Source organism: Dongia sp. (assembly GCF_041906375.1).
Taxonomy (GTDB): domain Bacteria; phylum Pseudomonadota; class Alphaproteobacteria; order Dongiales; family Dongiaceae; genus Dongia.
Genome location: NZ_JAYRJJ010000009.1, coordinates 35,432 through 50,852, shown reverse-complemented (window position 1 = coordinate 50,852; position 15,421 = coordinate 35,432). Strand labels below are relative to the sequence as shown.

The 15,421-nt window shown below is 54.1% G+C and carries 14 protein-coding genes; 4 read left to right on the top strand and 10 right to left on the bottom strand.

The genetic code is table 11. The annotated features are described in order from the left end of the window. The first annotated feature begins 1 nt into the window (after nt 1). Complete coding sequence (lspA, locus tag ACE3OA_RS19980; protein WP_374314094.1) at nt 2–1,066, top strand: signal peptidase II; 1,065 nt, start codon at nt 2–4, stop codon at nt 1,064–1,066. Nucleotides 1,067–1,090: 24 nt separating this feature from the next. Here the strand turns inward: lspA and motA are convergent, their stop codons facing one another. From motA to ACE3OA_RS19965, 3 genes are all read right to left on the bottom strand, one after another. Further along, nucleotides 1,091–1,951 carry a flagellar motor stator protein MotA gene (gene motA, locus ACE3OA_RS19975; RefSeq protein WP_374314092.1) on the bottom strand — a complete coding sequence of 287 codons (861 nt, stop codon included), beginning with the start codon at nt 1,949–1,951 and terminating at the stop codon, nt 1,091–1,093. A gap of 111 nt (nt 1,952–2,062) precedes the next feature. After that, on the bottom strand, nt 2,063–2,395 hold the full coding sequence (locus tag ACE3OA_RS19970) for a hypothetical protein (RefSeq protein ID WP_374314090.1): 333 nt from the start codon (nt 2,393–2,395) through the stop codon (nt 2,063–2,065). Nucleotides 2,396–2,838: 443 nt separating this feature from the next. Further along, nucleotides 2,839–4,875 (bottom strand): ATP-dependent helicase, encoded by a 2,037-nt coding sequence (locus tag ACE3OA_RS19965; protein WP_374314088.1) that lies wholly within the window; start codon nt 4,873–4,875, stop codon nt 2,839–2,841. Between the two features lie 228 nt (nt 4,876–5,103). Between ACE3OA_RS19965 and ACE3OA_RS19960 the strand changes: the two genes are divergently transcribed. Together ACE3OA_RS19960 and ACE3OA_RS19955 are read left to right on the top strand one after the other, a co-directional pair. After that, on the top strand, nt 5,104–5,457 hold the full coding sequence (locus ACE3OA_RS19960; RefSeq protein WP_374314086.1) for a DUF6634 family protein: 354 nt from the start codon (nt 5,104–5,106) through the stop codon (nt 5,455–5,457). Nucleotides 5,458–5,625: 168 nt separating this feature from the next. Further along, complete coding sequence (locus ACE3OA_RS19955) at nt 5,626–7,173, top strand: AAA family ATPase (protein WP_374314084.1); 1,548 nt, start codon at nt 5,626–5,628, stop codon at nt 7,171–7,173. Nucleotides 7,174–7,244: 71 nt separating this feature from the next. On the opposite strand, the gene ACE3OA_RS19950 is transcribed toward ACE3OA_RS19955, so the two are convergent. Then, nucleotides 7,245–9,752: an HD domain-containing protein gene (locus ACE3OA_RS19950; protein ID WP_374314082.1), complete on the bottom strand. Its 2,508-nt coding sequence runs from the start codon at nt 9,750–9,752 to the stop codon at nt 7,245–7,247. A gap of 11 nt (nt 9,753–9,763) precedes the next feature. Further along, complete coding sequence (locus tag ACE3OA_RS19945; RefSeq protein ID WP_374314080.1) at nt 9,764–10,231, bottom strand: hypothetical protein; 468 nt, start codon at nt 10,229–10,231, stop codon at nt 9,764–9,766. A gap of 208 nt (nt 10,232–10,439) precedes the next feature. On the opposite strand from ACE3OA_RS19945, the gene ACE3OA_RS19940 reads away from it, so the two are divergent. Continuing rightward, nucleotides 10,440–10,901, top strand: a complete 462-nt coding sequence (locus ACE3OA_RS19940) for a MerR family transcriptional regulator (RefSeq protein WP_374314078.1) — start codon at nt 10,440–10,442, stop codon at nt 10,899–10,901. Nucleotides 10,902–11,036: 135 nt separating this feature from the next. Here the strand turns inward: ACE3OA_RS19940 and ACE3OA_RS19935 are convergent, their stop codons facing one another. From ACE3OA_RS19935 to ACE3OA_RS19915, 5 genes are all read right to left on the bottom strand, one after another. Further along, the gene (locus ACE3OA_RS19935) at nt 11,037–11,948 is read right to left on the bottom strand and encodes a hypothetical protein (RefSeq protein ID WP_374314076.1); all 912 of its coding nucleotides are present in this window, start codon (nt 11,946–11,948) and stop codon (nt 11,037–11,039) included. Between the two features lie 105 nt (nt 11,949–12,053). Continuing rightward, complete coding sequence (locus tag ACE3OA_RS19930) at nt 12,054–13,586, bottom strand: alkaline phosphatase D family protein (protein ID WP_374314074.1); 1,533 nt, start codon at nt 13,584–13,586, stop codon at nt 12,054–12,056. A gap of 105 nt (nt 13,587–13,691) precedes the next feature. Then, nucleotides 13,692–14,285 carry a toll-Interleukin receptor gene (locus ACE3OA_RS19925; RefSeq protein WP_374314072.1) on the bottom strand — a complete coding sequence of 198 codons (594 nt, stop codon included), beginning with the start codon at nt 14,283–14,285 and terminating at the stop codon, nt 13,692–13,694. Nucleotides 14,286–14,342: 57 nt separating this feature from the next. Beyond that, nucleotides 14,343–14,942, bottom strand: a complete 600-nt coding sequence (locus ACE3OA_RS19920) for a TIR domain-containing protein (RefSeq protein WP_374314071.1) — start codon at nt 14,940–14,942, stop codon at nt 14,343–14,345. 66 nt (nt 14,943–15,008) lie between these two features. Continuing rightward, entirely contained in the window at nt 15,009–15,419 is a 411-nt protein-coding gene (locus ACE3OA_RS19915; protein ID WP_374314068.1) for a TIR domain-containing protein, read from the bottom strand. Between the last annotated feature and the right edge of the window lie 2 nt (nt 15,420–15,421).

Here is a 15,421-nt window from a genome sequence, read left to right as displayed (position 1 = left end):
CATGAGATCTGCCAATCATTTTTGGGCCGCAGCCTATGACTGGGGTGGCTACAACGTTGAAGCATTCAGGCTGATCAACGGCGCTGCAACTGGGTCGATGGAGCCTTTGCTTGTCGCGGTCAGCGCAGCCGGGAGCTATTGGGGCGCTCCCGTCTTGTTTCTCGCACTCCTCGTGCGAGGGTGGCACTTGGAGACCCACGGGGATCATGAAGCGGCGGCCTCGACATTCCGCCAGTTGCGACGCTTTGTGATTGGTTTTGTCATTGCGTGGGTCGTTGTCGCATTTTTCAAGCTGACCTTGAATGTGCCTCGACCCCTTGCTCTGCTGGAGGGTTCGGTCAACGTCGCTGGTTCGCCCGAGTTTGCGTTCGGATTCCCGAGTGGGCATGCCGCATATACTGCTCTTGCCATCTGGTCGGTCTGGCCGTTGGTCGCACGGAAGGGCCGTGTCGCTTTGATCGCCTTGGCCGGACTTGTGGCCTGGGCACGTATCGCGAGCGGCGCACATTTCCCAGCCGATGTCGTATGGGGCGCATTGTTGGGGAGCGCAGCAGCATTCGTCGCTGATCAGGTGACCAAGGCGCCGCGCCCGTCTGTCTGGCTTTCCTTGTCAGCGGCGACCGTCGTTTTGGATCAGGTGACCAAGGCCGCCATCGTCAATGGACTTGAATACAGCTCCCAAGTGCCGATCACGAGCTTCTTCGACCTGGTACATACCCGCAATACCGGGGCAGCATTTAGCCTATTCGCCAATGGGAGCGGCTGGCAGACTTGGTTTCTAACCTTGCTGGCTTTGGCCGTATCTGCCGTCCTCGCATGGAGGCTCTATAAGCCCCTTCCCCGGATCGAAGCTGCCAGCTACTGCCTCATCTTGGGCGGCGCGATGGCGAATGCGATCGACCGTGGCATGAACGGATATGTGACGGACTTCTTGAGTTTCTATTGGCGAGACTACTACTGGCCAGCCTTTAATCTTGCCGACGTAGCGATCTGTGGCGGTGCGATTTTGCTAGGTGCATCTGCGCTCCTGTTCGACAGACCGAAATCTGTACGAACGGGAGCGTAGATATCGCCAATAAATCAGCAACCTCTAGGGTGTTGGAAGTGCGCCCACGACTGCTTCGACTTCGTAGAAGCTCGGCATGTAGTGAGGCAGCAGGGCCTTCCGAGCACACTCGACTGACACCTGCGGTGGATACCCCTGCATGTGGGCGAGCAGGCCTGCCTTCATGCACTGGTAGTATTGAGCGTCAACTGCATCGACGTTTGCGATCTTCGACGCAATTGGGCCAATGAAGCCGTAGCTCAATAGAATGCCCAGGAACGTGCCAACGAGCGCCGCACCGATCAATCCGCCCAGGACCTCTGGCGGTTCTGAAATAGAACCCATCGTGTGAATGACGCCTAACACAGCCGCCACAATGCCCAGGGCGGGCATACTGTCCGCCAACGTTTGAATGGCGTGTGAGACAGCGTGCTGCTCCTCATGGTGCTTCTCAATTTCGGCATCCATCACAGTTTCAACCTCATGCGGACTTTCGGCACCTAGCGTCATCATCCGGAGGTAGTCGCAAAGGAAGGCGACCGCGTGATGGTCAGCGAGGAACGTCGGAAAGCCCTGAAAGATTGGGCTTTCGTCTGGCTTTTCGACGTGCTGTTCCAGGGCGAGCATGCCTTTCGTTTTAGCGAGCCGGAAAACCTGGTGCATCACACTGAGCAGCTCAACATAGTGTTGCTTCTTATACGTCGGACCCTTGGCGGCCTTCTTGATGCCGCCAATGGCGCCCTTTAGCACCTGGGTGTTGTTGGCAATTACAAAACCGCCGAGAGCTGCACCTATGATCGTCGCGTACTCGCCGGGTTGCCAAAGCACACCGATATGTCCGCCAATTACAATAAACGGAACGATGACGGCGCAGAGCACCACGATCGCGCCTATCCCCAAAGTCATGATTCAGGACCTTTCCCATGCATGGTCCGGTGGGATCGGCATGCGAGCCACCGCCACGCGCATCTGCGCTGGCATGTACGGCCAGCGTGATCTCGTTTGATGTGTTGGAAGTCAGCCGTTCAACGGCTGGCGGGAGAGATCAATGGGTGGTCGAACGAGTGCTTGAGGGTGCCAATTCTCGAACGGCACCCGCGGTATCGGCGTCAGCTTACCGTCTTTCCGGTGGCCGCCGTTTGACCAGGCGAGCGCAGGGGAGAACATGTGGCACGTTCCGTGGCAGGAATGCATTGCCACGTGAGTCCGGCTATTGTCGTGGCCACTATCGCTATGGAAGGGCAGTTCCGCCGGGGTCACGGCCAAATCATACTGTGCAGCGTTCGTTTCTGCGCCATGTCCGCCGCAGAAAATCGACACCGTCACAATCAGCGCGACGAAGAAATGCAATAGCTGTCGCATATAGCGATAATGAACCCATGTCCCAGACCCAGGCGCAATTGTAGCCGAGCAAGCAACCCAGGCCAATCCAAATGCCTAAGCTGACTTGGATTTGCTCGTCCAGCCCATTTCCGCAGCGATACTCACAACAATTTCTTAACTACGTTTCGCTCGTGTTAAGCGAGCTCGTTGGTCGGTGAAGGTGCGTCCGGAGCATCTCGCGGAGCATCTGGCAGTTTCACGAAACGCCCGCCTTCATTGAAGTAGAAGCGACTGGCGGCGTCTAGATCTGTAAAACGGACGACGATACGGGCGGAGGCCTCCAAGGCGATTTCGTGCTCGTCCCCTCTGACGCGAAAATGCTGTCGTGTTCGATGAGACAGCTCCGCTAGGCTGCACCCCGAATTGGTGATTTCAACGGCATATATCCAAGGGCGGGGCCGATCAGACATTTACTTCCATCTTTCTCTAAGGCGGGCGCTGATATCGATAATTTGCGGTGGCAGCACTTGGCTCCTGTCGAGTGACCGAGAGGAGCTTGTCCAACTTCGCTGTTCAAAGTGATCCAGCATCTGATTTGTGATGAACCGAGTACGTCCCGCATAGACATGCCTGCTCCCGAGAGCCTGCTGCCCATGGACGTACCAACGCTGTGGAAGAATGAGCGCGAGATCGTCTTTCGCTCGCGTCATCGCTACGTACAAAAGCCTCCGTTCTTCCTCGATCTCGGCTTCTGTTCCGGCGCCGAGATCGATGGGGAAGCAGCCATCAGTGACATTGAGGACAAAAACTGATCGCCATTCGCGCCCTTTCGCAGAATGGACTGTGGAGAGAGTGACGTACTCTTCGTCCTTAAGCGGCTTCCCGGCTTCGTCACTTGTAGCATCCGGTGGATCGAGCGCTAGATCCGTTAAGAACCGGGATCTTGAAGGATAACCCGCCGCGATATCGCAGAGCTGTGCTAGGTCAGCCATTCTTGCGGAAGCATCATCATGCTCTGCTTCTAGAATGGGAGCATACCAGCGCCGAATCCTGTCGAGCTCCGATGGCCAAGTCGATGCACCTAGGCCAGTCACCAGTTCGGAAAGAGCCGTCCAGCCCTCGTTGGCAGAAGCCGGAGGTTTGAATTCTCCAATGCGATGCAGAGGCGCCGCATAGTCTGTGATGAACGCGTACGCCCGTCCCGCGGCCTTTGGTCCAATACCGGGCAGTAGCTGGAATGTCCTGAAGGCAGCGACTTTGTCTCTGGGATTCTCGACAAAGCGGAGGACGCCGAGCAAGTCTTTCACATGCTTGGTATCCAAGAATTTGAGCCCGCCGAATTTAATGAATGGAATGTTTCTCTTCGTCAGCTCAAGCTCTAGGGCGGCACTGTGATGCGAAGCTCGAAAGAGGATGGCTTGTTGCTGCAAGCTGACACCCGCTTCGCGGAGCTCTAGCACTCTCTCTGCAACGTACTGCGCCTGTTCAGTCGCGTCTTCCACGCTGACAAGAAGAGGTTTCTGAGCAGATGCACGGTCGCTCCAAAGATCTTTGGTAAATCGCTTCTTGGCGCCCCCGATGACAATGTTCGAAGCTGCCAGAATAGGCCGGGTGCTTCTGTAGTTTCTGTCGAGAGTGATGACTGCGGCTGGTGGCGAGAATTGGTCAGGAAACGAGAGAATGTTCTCTACCGTTGCAGATCGAAATGAGTAGATCGCCTGCGCATCATCTCCAACGACGACGAGCCCACGACCATCAGGTCGAAGATTCAGCAAGATGTTGGATTGGAGCGAGTTCGTATCTTGGAATTCATCGACCAGGATATGGTCGAGCCTGTTCGACAGATGCTGCGCCAACTCTGGCACTTGCATTGCCTGGCTCCAGTATTCGAGCAGATCGTCATAGTCTAGCGAGGCGTTCGCCTGTTTAGCTTTTACGTAGGCAGCGAATAGATCGCGAAGCTCGTTGGACCATTGATGGCACCAAGGAAACGCCAGATCGAGGACCTCTTCTAGCGACAGTTCGCTGTTGACTGCGCGGCTATAGATCGAGAGACACGTGCTTTTCTGCGGAAATCGCCGTGTAGAGAGATGCATGTCGAGATCGTGTCGCACCAAGTCCATGAGATCGGCAGAGTCTTCGCGATCCATGACCGTGAACTGGCGATTTAAACCAATCTGATCGGCGTACTCGCGCAACACCTTGGCGCCGATAGAGTGGAATGTGCCCGCCCAGGGGAGTTCAACGTTCGACGAACGCATCACTCCGGCAGACACCGATTGCGCACGGCTCACCAGCTCTTGGGCCGCGCGGCGCGTAAAAGTAAGCAACATAATTCGAGCCGGGTCGACGCCGTTGGCGATGAGATGACCTACTCGGTGAGATAAGGTTTTGGTCTTGCCAGACCCCGCTCCAGCAATCAGCAGGAGCGGGCTTCCGCCCACCAATTCGTGCTCCACCGCCCGACGCTGATTGGTGTTCAAAGTCGCTAGATATGCAGGTTCCATCGGGATATCTCCCAGTCGACCGAAATGGAGCGCGGGAGCTACGTAGCGGGGTGTCGCTCCCCATGTATCTTGACTCCCGGCGTGATGTTCTGTATACGTTCTTCAATGACGACCGCGCAATCCCTTCTTGATCACATCTGCTTCGGAAGTATCACTTCGCGAATAAGCACCTGCACGCAGGTGGGCTGACTTCCAATCTTCGTCTGCAGTCACCTGCATCTCGTCAAAATGAAATCGAGAGCGATAGGTGCTGCCATGACTCAAGAGTGGCCTGACTATCTGCGTAAGAGATTGGAAGTACTCCAAAGCAGCGTTCGAGATGTTGAGCGCATCTATAGCGGCAAAGCTCCCAGCGCGGACGATCTCTCCAATGCTCCCTTCCTAGACGATTGGACCTTTGCGGCGTCTCGTGGTGTGAGCCTTGTCGGCATTGTCGATCATCATCCGATTCTGGGGCCTGGGCCTCGTACGATCTTCACATCGTCCGTGTGGGTGATCGATCCCTCCAAGCGGTGGGCACGCACAGAAAGCCGCTGGTATCGGCTCGGCGCCCACATCGACCCAAAGGACATCCTTCAATGATCGAGCGCCGGGATTCACCGTCAGCGCGCGACGTAAGCGTCGAGCCTCATTTGTGCTCAATCTCGCTCACCTTCCGAATACGTAGAATATCGCGTCGTTAGGCCCGCGTGGGGCGCAACGGTGAGCGTTCCCGCGATAGTCGATGCTATTCCGTACGGGAGTCATCCAATGGCGTATTACGATGACAGCGAAGAGAAAGCGCGCGCCTGCAAAGCCAAGATCTTTGCTCGTCACTCCAAGGCAGCCATCGCGGGGACTCATCTGCCATCTCTGAAAGAGCTGTATCAGCTCATTCCATTCTGTGGGAACGATATCAAGGTTGATATCCAGATGTACTCCGAGCGACTGTCGCGTCGGATCAAGTGGGAAAGTGCAGGCGTAGATCTGGCGCGCAAATACCTCTCCGAACTGACGGTCGACTGCGACGCTGAGCTTTGCGTCGCCACGGGCAACGCGCTGAACGAGTTGCGGGCCGAAAAACCATCTATTCGCGGGCTCTTTTGCGAAGCGAATGAACGATATCAGCTCTATGCAGCATGCCTGGGCGATGCCAAATCAATGCTGAATGTCGCAGGCACTCTCTGCAGGCTTGCTGAGAGCTTGCACCCTCGTTCTGATGAAATCTCAACCTACGCGTCTGGTGCAGTCGGCTGGCTCTTGCTCGCAACGGAATTCGTCAATCCGTTCGGTTTACGGCGAAATGATGCGCGGCAAGCTGCGTGTGAGTGTGGCGCAAAGTTTTTGAAAAAGGCCAATCCTGAGGTATCGGAGAGGCTGTCAGATAAAGACGCGACGATCGAGGCGCACATTGAGGTTCAGGCTACACCACAAAATGGGCCGTCCGCACCGAAAGATCTGACAGTGGTAGTGCTGCAGCGAGTTGGAAACACCGACATCAGCGCGGGATCGACGCTCCGCCGAGAATTCAAGGAAATCGAGGCCAAGGCACTCCCTCTTATCGCGATTCCCAATCTTGATCTGATTGGCAACACATTGCTGACCGAATTCCCTCACGCGGCTGATGTGACCAAGGCGATGTTAGGCGGTCTATATGGGAAGCAGCATGTCACCATGCGGCCGACTGTTCTGTTTGGACCGCCCGGCTGCGGCAAGACTTCTTACGCCGAGCGTTTTCTTGACCTCTTGGAAGTGCCGAATGAGACGTACCCATGTGGCGGGGTGGCGGACTCTACGATCGGCGGCACGGCTCGGCGATGGCATTCAGGAGAGCCTTCTCTTCCAGTGGCTATGATCCGCCGCCATGCGACGGCGTCTCCAGGAATTCTTCTCGATGAGATGGAAAAAGCGTCCACGTCAAAACAGAATGGCTCGATGTTCGATGTCTTGCTGGGGTTCTTCGAAGCGCAGTCAGCGCGGCGATGGGTCGACCCTTACATTCAATCCCCAGTGGATTTATCGAACGTCGTGTGGATCGCCACAGCGAACACTCTCAAGGGCATTCCCGGCGTGCTGCTTGATCGGTGTCGAGCGATCCGATTTCCGGAACCCAGGCCGTCAGACATGGTCGCCATCAGCTACCAAATGCTCAAGCGGGTTTTTGAGCGGCGGGGATTGAGCTCCAGATGGGCATCCCCGTTCACGGTCGAGGAAATGGAGGCGATGTCACGCTTATGGCAGGGATCGTCGCTGCGGACGCTTGAGCGGCTTGTCGAAGCTGTAGTCGCTTCGCGAGAGCATGGAATGACCCGGCACTAGGTTGAACTCCGCCCGAACTCGTTCAGTGTCTCAATTCGGAGATGGCCCGCTTTGTATCGACGATTCCGGGATTATGCTATTTTGCTCGTCCCGCCGCCTCGTTCGCTCGGCTTACCGCCAAAGGCATTTTGTGCGAGGCAAAATGTTACCTGGTTGCTGCCGGAAGCCCTCCGAAGCTCGATTGTATCCGAGACAGAGACGCTTTCCATCTGTTTGTACTGCACATAGAGAATCGAAGCACGCCCAAATCGATCTGTTGCATAGACAGACGGCTGACCCGCCGATCTATCATAAATCTTTTCGTACTTCGCATCTTCGCTCTTCAGCTCCACGACGACCGAGACCATCGGCGGCGTCTTCGATTGGAAAACCAAATCAAACGCGCCGCCGCCAACATGTCCGCCGTCAATGATCTCAAATCGAGCGTTCGTTGCTCGATCTGCCTGAACGAACTCTCTTACGCTCTGTTGAAAAGTGGCCTCTCGCTTCTTCTTCTTCTCATCCTCACTTGCAGCGTCAGGCGCAAGATCTTCGTCACCTTTAACGCGCGCCTTTCGACTAGGCTGAGGAAAATTTCCAATTGTCGTCTGTGCATGGCGGATCAGGAAGGCCAAGACAGCCATGGCTTCAGCGAGATGATCTGAATATCCACGCAAAAATGGGTGAGTGAGAAAAGCACTTTCAATCTTATTTGCAACCCTTGGAATTTCGGGTTCTTCCAGATCTGCGAAGGCCTCCTCAAGCTGCTTGACGCTAGGGATTAATCTGCAATCCAGAATATTCTGTCTGAGATTGTCTAATGCGATACGCCCACGCTCATTTCCAATCGGTGGTGAAAGGTGATTGAGGTAATCTGTAACCTCATGATCGAGGAGCTTGGCGCGATGAAAGGCCTCCATGCCAAGGAGCAAATCAAATTTCTCTTCGAGGATGAGTGCAGTAGTTACACCAACTTTTACTCGATTGGACGGCGAGCAGAACACCCAAGCAGTTTGCTTAACGTCGCGATATGCATTTGAGAGCTGCTGAACATTAAAATATCTGCTCAGCGTACTTAGATTCTTGGGCTCTTTATGGTCCCAAACGTAAAGTTTAGGATTCTCGCTAACCGGGTTGAAGCTCGGCCAGTCAATAATAACGTAATCAGATTCATCAAGACCGGAGGATGCCTTGATCTCCGTCTCCAGCTCACGTAGCTGAGCGCTGTCGGTCGCTATTCTGGAGACATACTTGAATGGCAGAAGAATGGACATTGGCGTGCCATTTCCATCGGCCACGAACTCCTTGGCAACCCGCTGATTGATGGCAAGGCCCCGCATTGGAAGGCGTCGTAGAAGGATTCGATTTGCCCACTCCTCGTAGTCGCCGTGCCGCAGCATTTCATGAAGGACTCCATCGTCTCCCGTGGCGACGAACAATAGATCAAAAACCTTCTGAAGCCCCTCGGTTACTAGCTTTATTGATTCCGGTTTATCACGATCATCCTTTGCGATGTCCGGCAAGAGGTGACCGACAAATAGCCTGACTGTGCGCTCAAGTGCCCGTTCGGCAGCACGTATCTTCTGGTGGCTGTAGATTCGCTCGAACAGATAAGATCTAGTCATCACGAACATCTCAAATGCGGAGATGCCCGCCCTACGAATTCCCAGATCATATCGAGTTTTGTTGTTTAGCTTGAGATGCTGGTCTGCCTGCTTTCCGTTGACGGTCGTGTCTTTTGTCACGGGAGCTGCAACAAGCTGCGAAATCAGTCTATCAACATCAGCCGATATAGGCACGCCAGAGAAATATGCGTCTCTCGCCACATAGTCTATTTTGTCTGCGTCTAGATCGCCGGAGACAATTGACGATATGAAATTGAACTCGTCGTCGCCTTCCTCAAGTTGGTATCCGCGGCCAATTATCAATCCAGCCGCAGTGAGTATGAAACGCTCAATAGCTACAGGTATCTCGTGGTTAGTCAGGAACCTCCGCATTGATGGAGAAAGGACGAATAGGACCGAAATCAACTCGGCGGCAGGTGGCCGCTTACTCTCTTTGAATGTCTTGGCGCCATCGCCCTTCGAGTAGAATGTCTGTAGCTCCTTTTCGATCCTGGAGAACTCCCCAGGAAGCATTGTACTGAGAACCGTCTCACCACAGTGACTGAACGCCGTATGCCCTGCGTCATGGAGCAGCGCAGCAAAGGATGCTATTTCGCCGAACTTCTTGGCCTTCGCCTGATCGATCTTGTCGGTGTTCGCCAAGATCATTTCGTACATTCGGCGGGCCGCAATCATGGTGCCAATAGAATGGTCCAAACGGCTATGGACAGCGGTGGGATAAACCAAATGAGCTAGGCCAAGCTGCCGAACATGACGAAGGCGCTGAAAGAGCGGCAAATTCAAAAGAGCAACTTCAAGCTTGCGAAGTCGAACAATTTTCCAAATAGGATCATTCAGATCTTTGGAGTCGCTGACATCCAAATAGTCAGGATCAGTCGTCTCGATAAGGCGAGGCGCCAGAACTTCGAAGATATACGGAACAATGAATTTTGATACGGATTTGAGCTTGCCCTGAAGCGCGTCAAGGTTGCCCAAATGCAGTGACCTTAAGCTACTTCCGCCACTGAACTGGAGCTAGACTCCTTGTCGCGGAATCCAGCAATTGCCCGCTTCACCCAGGCCACTTCTTCGGGATAATCCAGCTCGTAACTCTTCAAGAGCTGAGATGCCTTTACCGGGTTGACCTTAAAGATCGCGGATACGCTTGTGGGATTCAGACGGCCGACTAGGCCTGCGGACTGAGCAGCAACAACCATCTCAGTCGTCTCCTCAAGGTAGTCGCCCTCAAGGCGTTCTTGAATGTGGAGTGAGTTCCGCACGGACTCTGGAACATCTTTGACCGACGTAACGAGGGCAGCAAGACGCTCGGATGGAAATTTGTGATCCGATACATCTGCCATCCACGCTGATGCAATCATGCAGCCCAGAACGCTTGCATCGATCACCTTCACGGACTCGTCACCGAAAACGTCTTGATAGCTTTTGGCGACCAATCTGTCGTAGTCGAGAGCCATGGTCACCTCCTTCAAATTCAACCGGGCGTCATCCCACCGATGGGCGATCAAAGCACCGATTACCGTCTTGCGCTATGCAGATAGCGACATCTGCGACATATCAACCAACTAAACCTGCTCAACATTACCGTGTCTTCTTATAGCTGAGCCACGATCCCGAGTCGCAAGTTTCTGTTGTATTCATCATAATTCTGAGCATAGTTATGAAATGGTCAAGCAAAATATCGTTCTTCAATGCGTTACAGCGAAACGGGCCGCTGAACTGAGCGGACTGTCATTAACCATGGTCGATTATCTTGCCAGGATGGGAATTGTGACGCCGTCCGGGTCGCCTCCAGGAAAGCGTGGTATCCGCCGCCGCTTCACATTTGGGGACGTAGTTAGCCTGAAGATCATTAAGGGCTTACTGGAATCCGGTATTGAGATTTCTCGCCTAAAAAGCGCACTTCGTCAGCTCAGGCAAAACCTCAAAAACACACCACTAGGGCCCCTGCCATTTCGATATATCATCACAAATGGCGCGGAGCTATTTCTGACCGCGGAGGACAGGGCTCTAGAAACAATTTCTAAGGCCCACGGCCAGCTTGCCTTTGCCTTCTTGATAGATGCGCAGGCTTCGGCCACCGAAATCCTTAATGCGCCCCGCCAAGCTGGAGACTGGGCAGCTTGATAGCCGACGAGCCGATAAGCCCGACCCCAGTCCGATGGCAATAGGCTGAAGATGGCGTCCGCGTCTCGCCCAACGTGTAAGAGCTGTAGGACAAACCAGGAGCTGTCGCTTTCAAACTAGGCGTACGCGCTACGCCTAGCGCCAGCCAGTTGATTGATAAATCTCGTGGTAGTCCTTCACCCTGATTGGCGTCAGCCCCACGCCCCGCAGGAACAACTCTCTTCCTGGGGAGACGCCGTCTTTGGTGCAAACAAACCAACCTCTGCGACGCAATGATGGGAAGTTCTTGAATAAGCGCGATCTCTCCAGGAGCAACCATCGAATAAAGACTTCTACTTCATCCAACGAAAGACCTATCACAAGCAGGTCATTGTTGAAAAAAGCGTCCAACCAAGTCCCACTTCCACTCCAGGTATCGATGGCTCTCGCCGATGAGAAAAGTCTACCGCCCCCACGATGAATCCACCTTCGGGCTTGGTGAACAGCCCCCATATAATGAGTCAACCCCAGACGTATGCTTCGATGATATCGCATCATTCCGTGTAGGTGCCATATACCAAATGCCGATGAAGGGCGTTGGATCTCTCCGAGCCCAAAGTAGGTTGCCCACGGGTAGTAGTAAGTGAATTTCGAGTTCCCATGATGATAAACATTCGCATTGCAGGACTCTGAAAGGACCTGGTCGAAGTTGGTCGTGAGAATTGGATGATCTCGTTCCCGGGCCCACTCCACGATCCGCTCATGATGCGGATATGCCCTCCACGAAGCCATTGAGGTACAAAATTCCTTCTGCAAAAGGCCTTCCGAATCCTTAGACTTCGCAGCTAAGCAGGATAGATCGAATACTTCGGTTGCCGTAACGCCGGAAGGAAGCCTGTCGCCAACACCTGGAATATGCCTATTTGCAACATCGAGCAGCAAATCTGCCCAGGAATTGTGCCGACCAGAACTACCGTAGCGGTTTACGCCATTCCCCAAAAGCAAGGTCAGCTTTTCATGCCGCCTCCCCAAAACGTCGATCAATGATGTTTCCGCCGAACGATTCATGGATGTACCTACTGATCTTCGGTTACAGGTGTCGCCGCAGACGTTTCAGCAATGCGCCATGGCAGATCGTGCCAAAGTGCCCTGGCATGATGTGTAGCCTCGACGCTATCCGATCGGATGAATCACCCTCGTAAACGGATGCGCCACATCCTCTTCGGCGAACCAGTTCGCCCAAAGCCGCCCCAAGGATCGTTGAGGATCATCTCGTTCGAGAGATAGCCAATTCCTCGATGCAACATAGCGCCTTTCGTCGCCCGGCATCTTTTCCATGCGCCCAATGATGCCCTGATCAATCTCTTCGTCATCATCAAACAGAGTGTTGAGGGCAAACCTCATGATCGCTGGGGGCGCCGGATGAACGATACCCGATGAAGTTAACTGAACCAGTGTGTGCTTGGTGCTAGGCTCGCCCTCCCGACTAGAATAGATTGTCGCATGTGCCGCGACATGAACGTCTCCGGACAGAATGGTCACTCTCACATTTTCTTTGCGGGAGTACTCCAGGAGCCGATGAATCAGGCGAAGGCGCTCGCCTCGATGGGGGCGACTGCTCCAATGATCGTGTAGGTCGTCCTCAAGCTCTTGCTGTCCCGGCGTCCAGCCAAGGATTGACTCGATTTGACCGAACCGCGCGTGCATGACGGGAATGCTAGACATGACCAATAGATGTCGGCAGGGAACTAGTGCGCGATCGGGATCGATCGATAGGCTTTCGAGCTTACTATAGATAGCCTTCCACGTTGTCGGACTGATTACCTGATCAAGCCGCCGTTCAGCACGTAGGTCAGGAATGAGAAGCGACACGCCCGAGAAATAGTAGAGCTGGCTGTAGCCTGCCGCACGATCCGGGATAAATACCGGATCGTGCATCGTCGACTGGAGTTGAAAGAGTTCAAAACACTTGCTCGCAGTAGAGAAGATGAGGCGATAGACAGGGCTCTGAGCCCACTCTTCTTTGTAGGAACCCCAGCCATCCATGATGTCGTGATCATCCCACATCATGATGGTTGGTATTCGAGCTAGAACTTCGCGAACCGGGCGCTGACTCCAACGCCTGCAGTACATTTCCATAAAGAAGTGGTTCAGCAGTTTTTCAGGCAAGCCCTCGGGAACGACACCTTTCAGAGGATCGCTCCAGAGCCGATCATTCCAGTCTTCAAGTTCGGTGATGAGCTCCCACATGGCATCGGAGTAAACTTGATCGCCACCCAATAGAAGAGCGTTATAGCCGATAGTTTCGTGGCGGAGCGCCATATGTTTCCATAGCGCATCCGAGTCATCGATTGACTTCTTGAGCTTCAGGCTCGAAAAACCGTTGCACGACCCAAATGCGAACAGCGGCTGAATGTTTTGGCCAGGGACATGAACTGTCCACTCTTCCGGCCCCGTGCTAACTCGATAGCGAAGAACCTGGGGCTGATCAGTGAGGGGCACATCGAGATCAAATCGATAAGACTCTGCGCCGTCGATTGCCCAGAGCTGGCCGCAGGGAATGTTCCTGTCACCAACGCCGAGCGAATAGGATAGTGTAGGCTTGGGATCGCCCGCCTCAACACATACCAGCGCGCTTATGCGCCAGAGGTTGTTTCGATGGTCGTGGCCGCGAAGGCGCAGAACAGGGCCAAGTAGTCTAGCCATCTCACTCCCCCCAGTGCTAGCAGTGGAACGATCCCAAAAGGACTCAATGACACATGTTTCCGGTATGCGCAGTGGCGAAAGCGCATCTCCGTAACCATCATTCGCTTAGAGTTGGAGTTCCCGCGGCCGACTGATCCAGGTCTCAAAGCCTCTATAATTGGCTTTGTCGTCACCAGGCACTGGTAAATCTGTCGTCCTATTAATGAATAGGTCTGCGTCTTGAATTTCGACCTTAGGGTAGAGACCTAGATACTCCTCCTGGCTGAAGTCGATACGCTTGCCATCCGGCTTGATTGGTAAAATGGCAACCGCCCCGTTGTGGCCATCGAAATAACCCAGCTCCCAAGGCATCCATCGCGACTGGGTGGAGTTGTTGGAATAGAGATAGAATAGACTTTTGCTGTTCCGCATTCTCTTGCGGAGAATGCCTGCCGTTGAGGCCGTAACATTGGAACGGTTCATCTGAGGATCGACGATCCAATCCACATAGACTTTCAACCTCTTGCTCTCCAGAATATTCTTCGCTCCCAGAACGAGTTCTGCGTCTCGAAATGCGTGGCACAGAAACACATCGAAGGTATCGGCGTCAGATGCCGCTTCAACGGACTCCTTGAGAATTGAAGCCGCACTGATGGCGCGCTTACGCAGCACCACACCTTTCGCGGCTTCCCTTACTTCGCTTTCGGTTAGGTAAGGCATCGCTCCTCCCAACTCTCTCTGTCAAATGCTTGCGGCGCCAATCGGCGCCACATCGAGTTAGCGACCCGCCAACCCCGCCGCGGTCTCTATCCATCCACCGATGTTCGCCCGACCGCTTTGGTCGACGAAGTCGTAACTCATGTAGTGACTGGAAAGCTGAACCACATTGTCGGTCGTGGGGGCTGCAAATCTAAGATCCGCTTCGGGAATTGCCAGCGAGTAATCTTCGTACTTCGCCCATTTGCCGTCTTTCCATTCCGCCAGATAGATACTGCCGAGGGCCTTATACACACCCATCGCATTGAGCGGGTTTGAACCCTTCTCCGCGACAACTCCATCCTTGTTTTTCACCCCGTGGATATGAACGGTCAGTAGGCCGTTACCCTTGATCACGCTACGCGCGATTTCGTACCGCACCCATCTCCTTGTCCATGTCGCAGTACCTGCAAGCACACAAGTTACCGAAGTATTCTTCAGTCCTTCGCGCAAAAAGGTCTTGAGTGAATCATCGCTCGTCCTCTTCGCAGCTTCGAATACGCTACCGTCAAAGAAACCCACGTCCTCCTGTTCCGTCGGCACGACAGCCCAAGAATTACGGACATTCCAAGCCCGCCAGACATCCGGTTGGTAATGAAACGAGAAGAACGTTCTGCGCATTCGGTGTCTTTCTTTGAAATCCCCAGAGGCGATGTCACGCTCGAACTCCGACCGATCAGGGCTGGACTATCGGCCAACTTTCTCAGCGGCTTGGTCGACCCAACTCTGAAACTTGTTGTGATCCCAGGTGTAGACGGGCGCCCATTGGCTGATCCACTTCGGGCCGTACTTGGTCTGATTGGGAAGCAAAACACCGAACAGTCCCTTGCGGAGAGCTCGCGACTGTTCGACCTCATACTTGCACCAGGGCCGAGCGTGGGTTTTTTCGCCAATCAGGACACACGTGACGCTCGTGTTTTTCATACCGTCGTCGATGAGCCGCTTGATTGCTGAGTCGCCCTTTAGCTTCGCCTCTTCCCAGAGCGACGCGTCATAGAATCCGGTCTCCTTTGTCGGCTTGAACTGACCCGACATTCGAACGATGTTCGCGTTCATGATGTCGTCATAGTGGAAGCTAAAGAATACGCGCCTCGGCATTC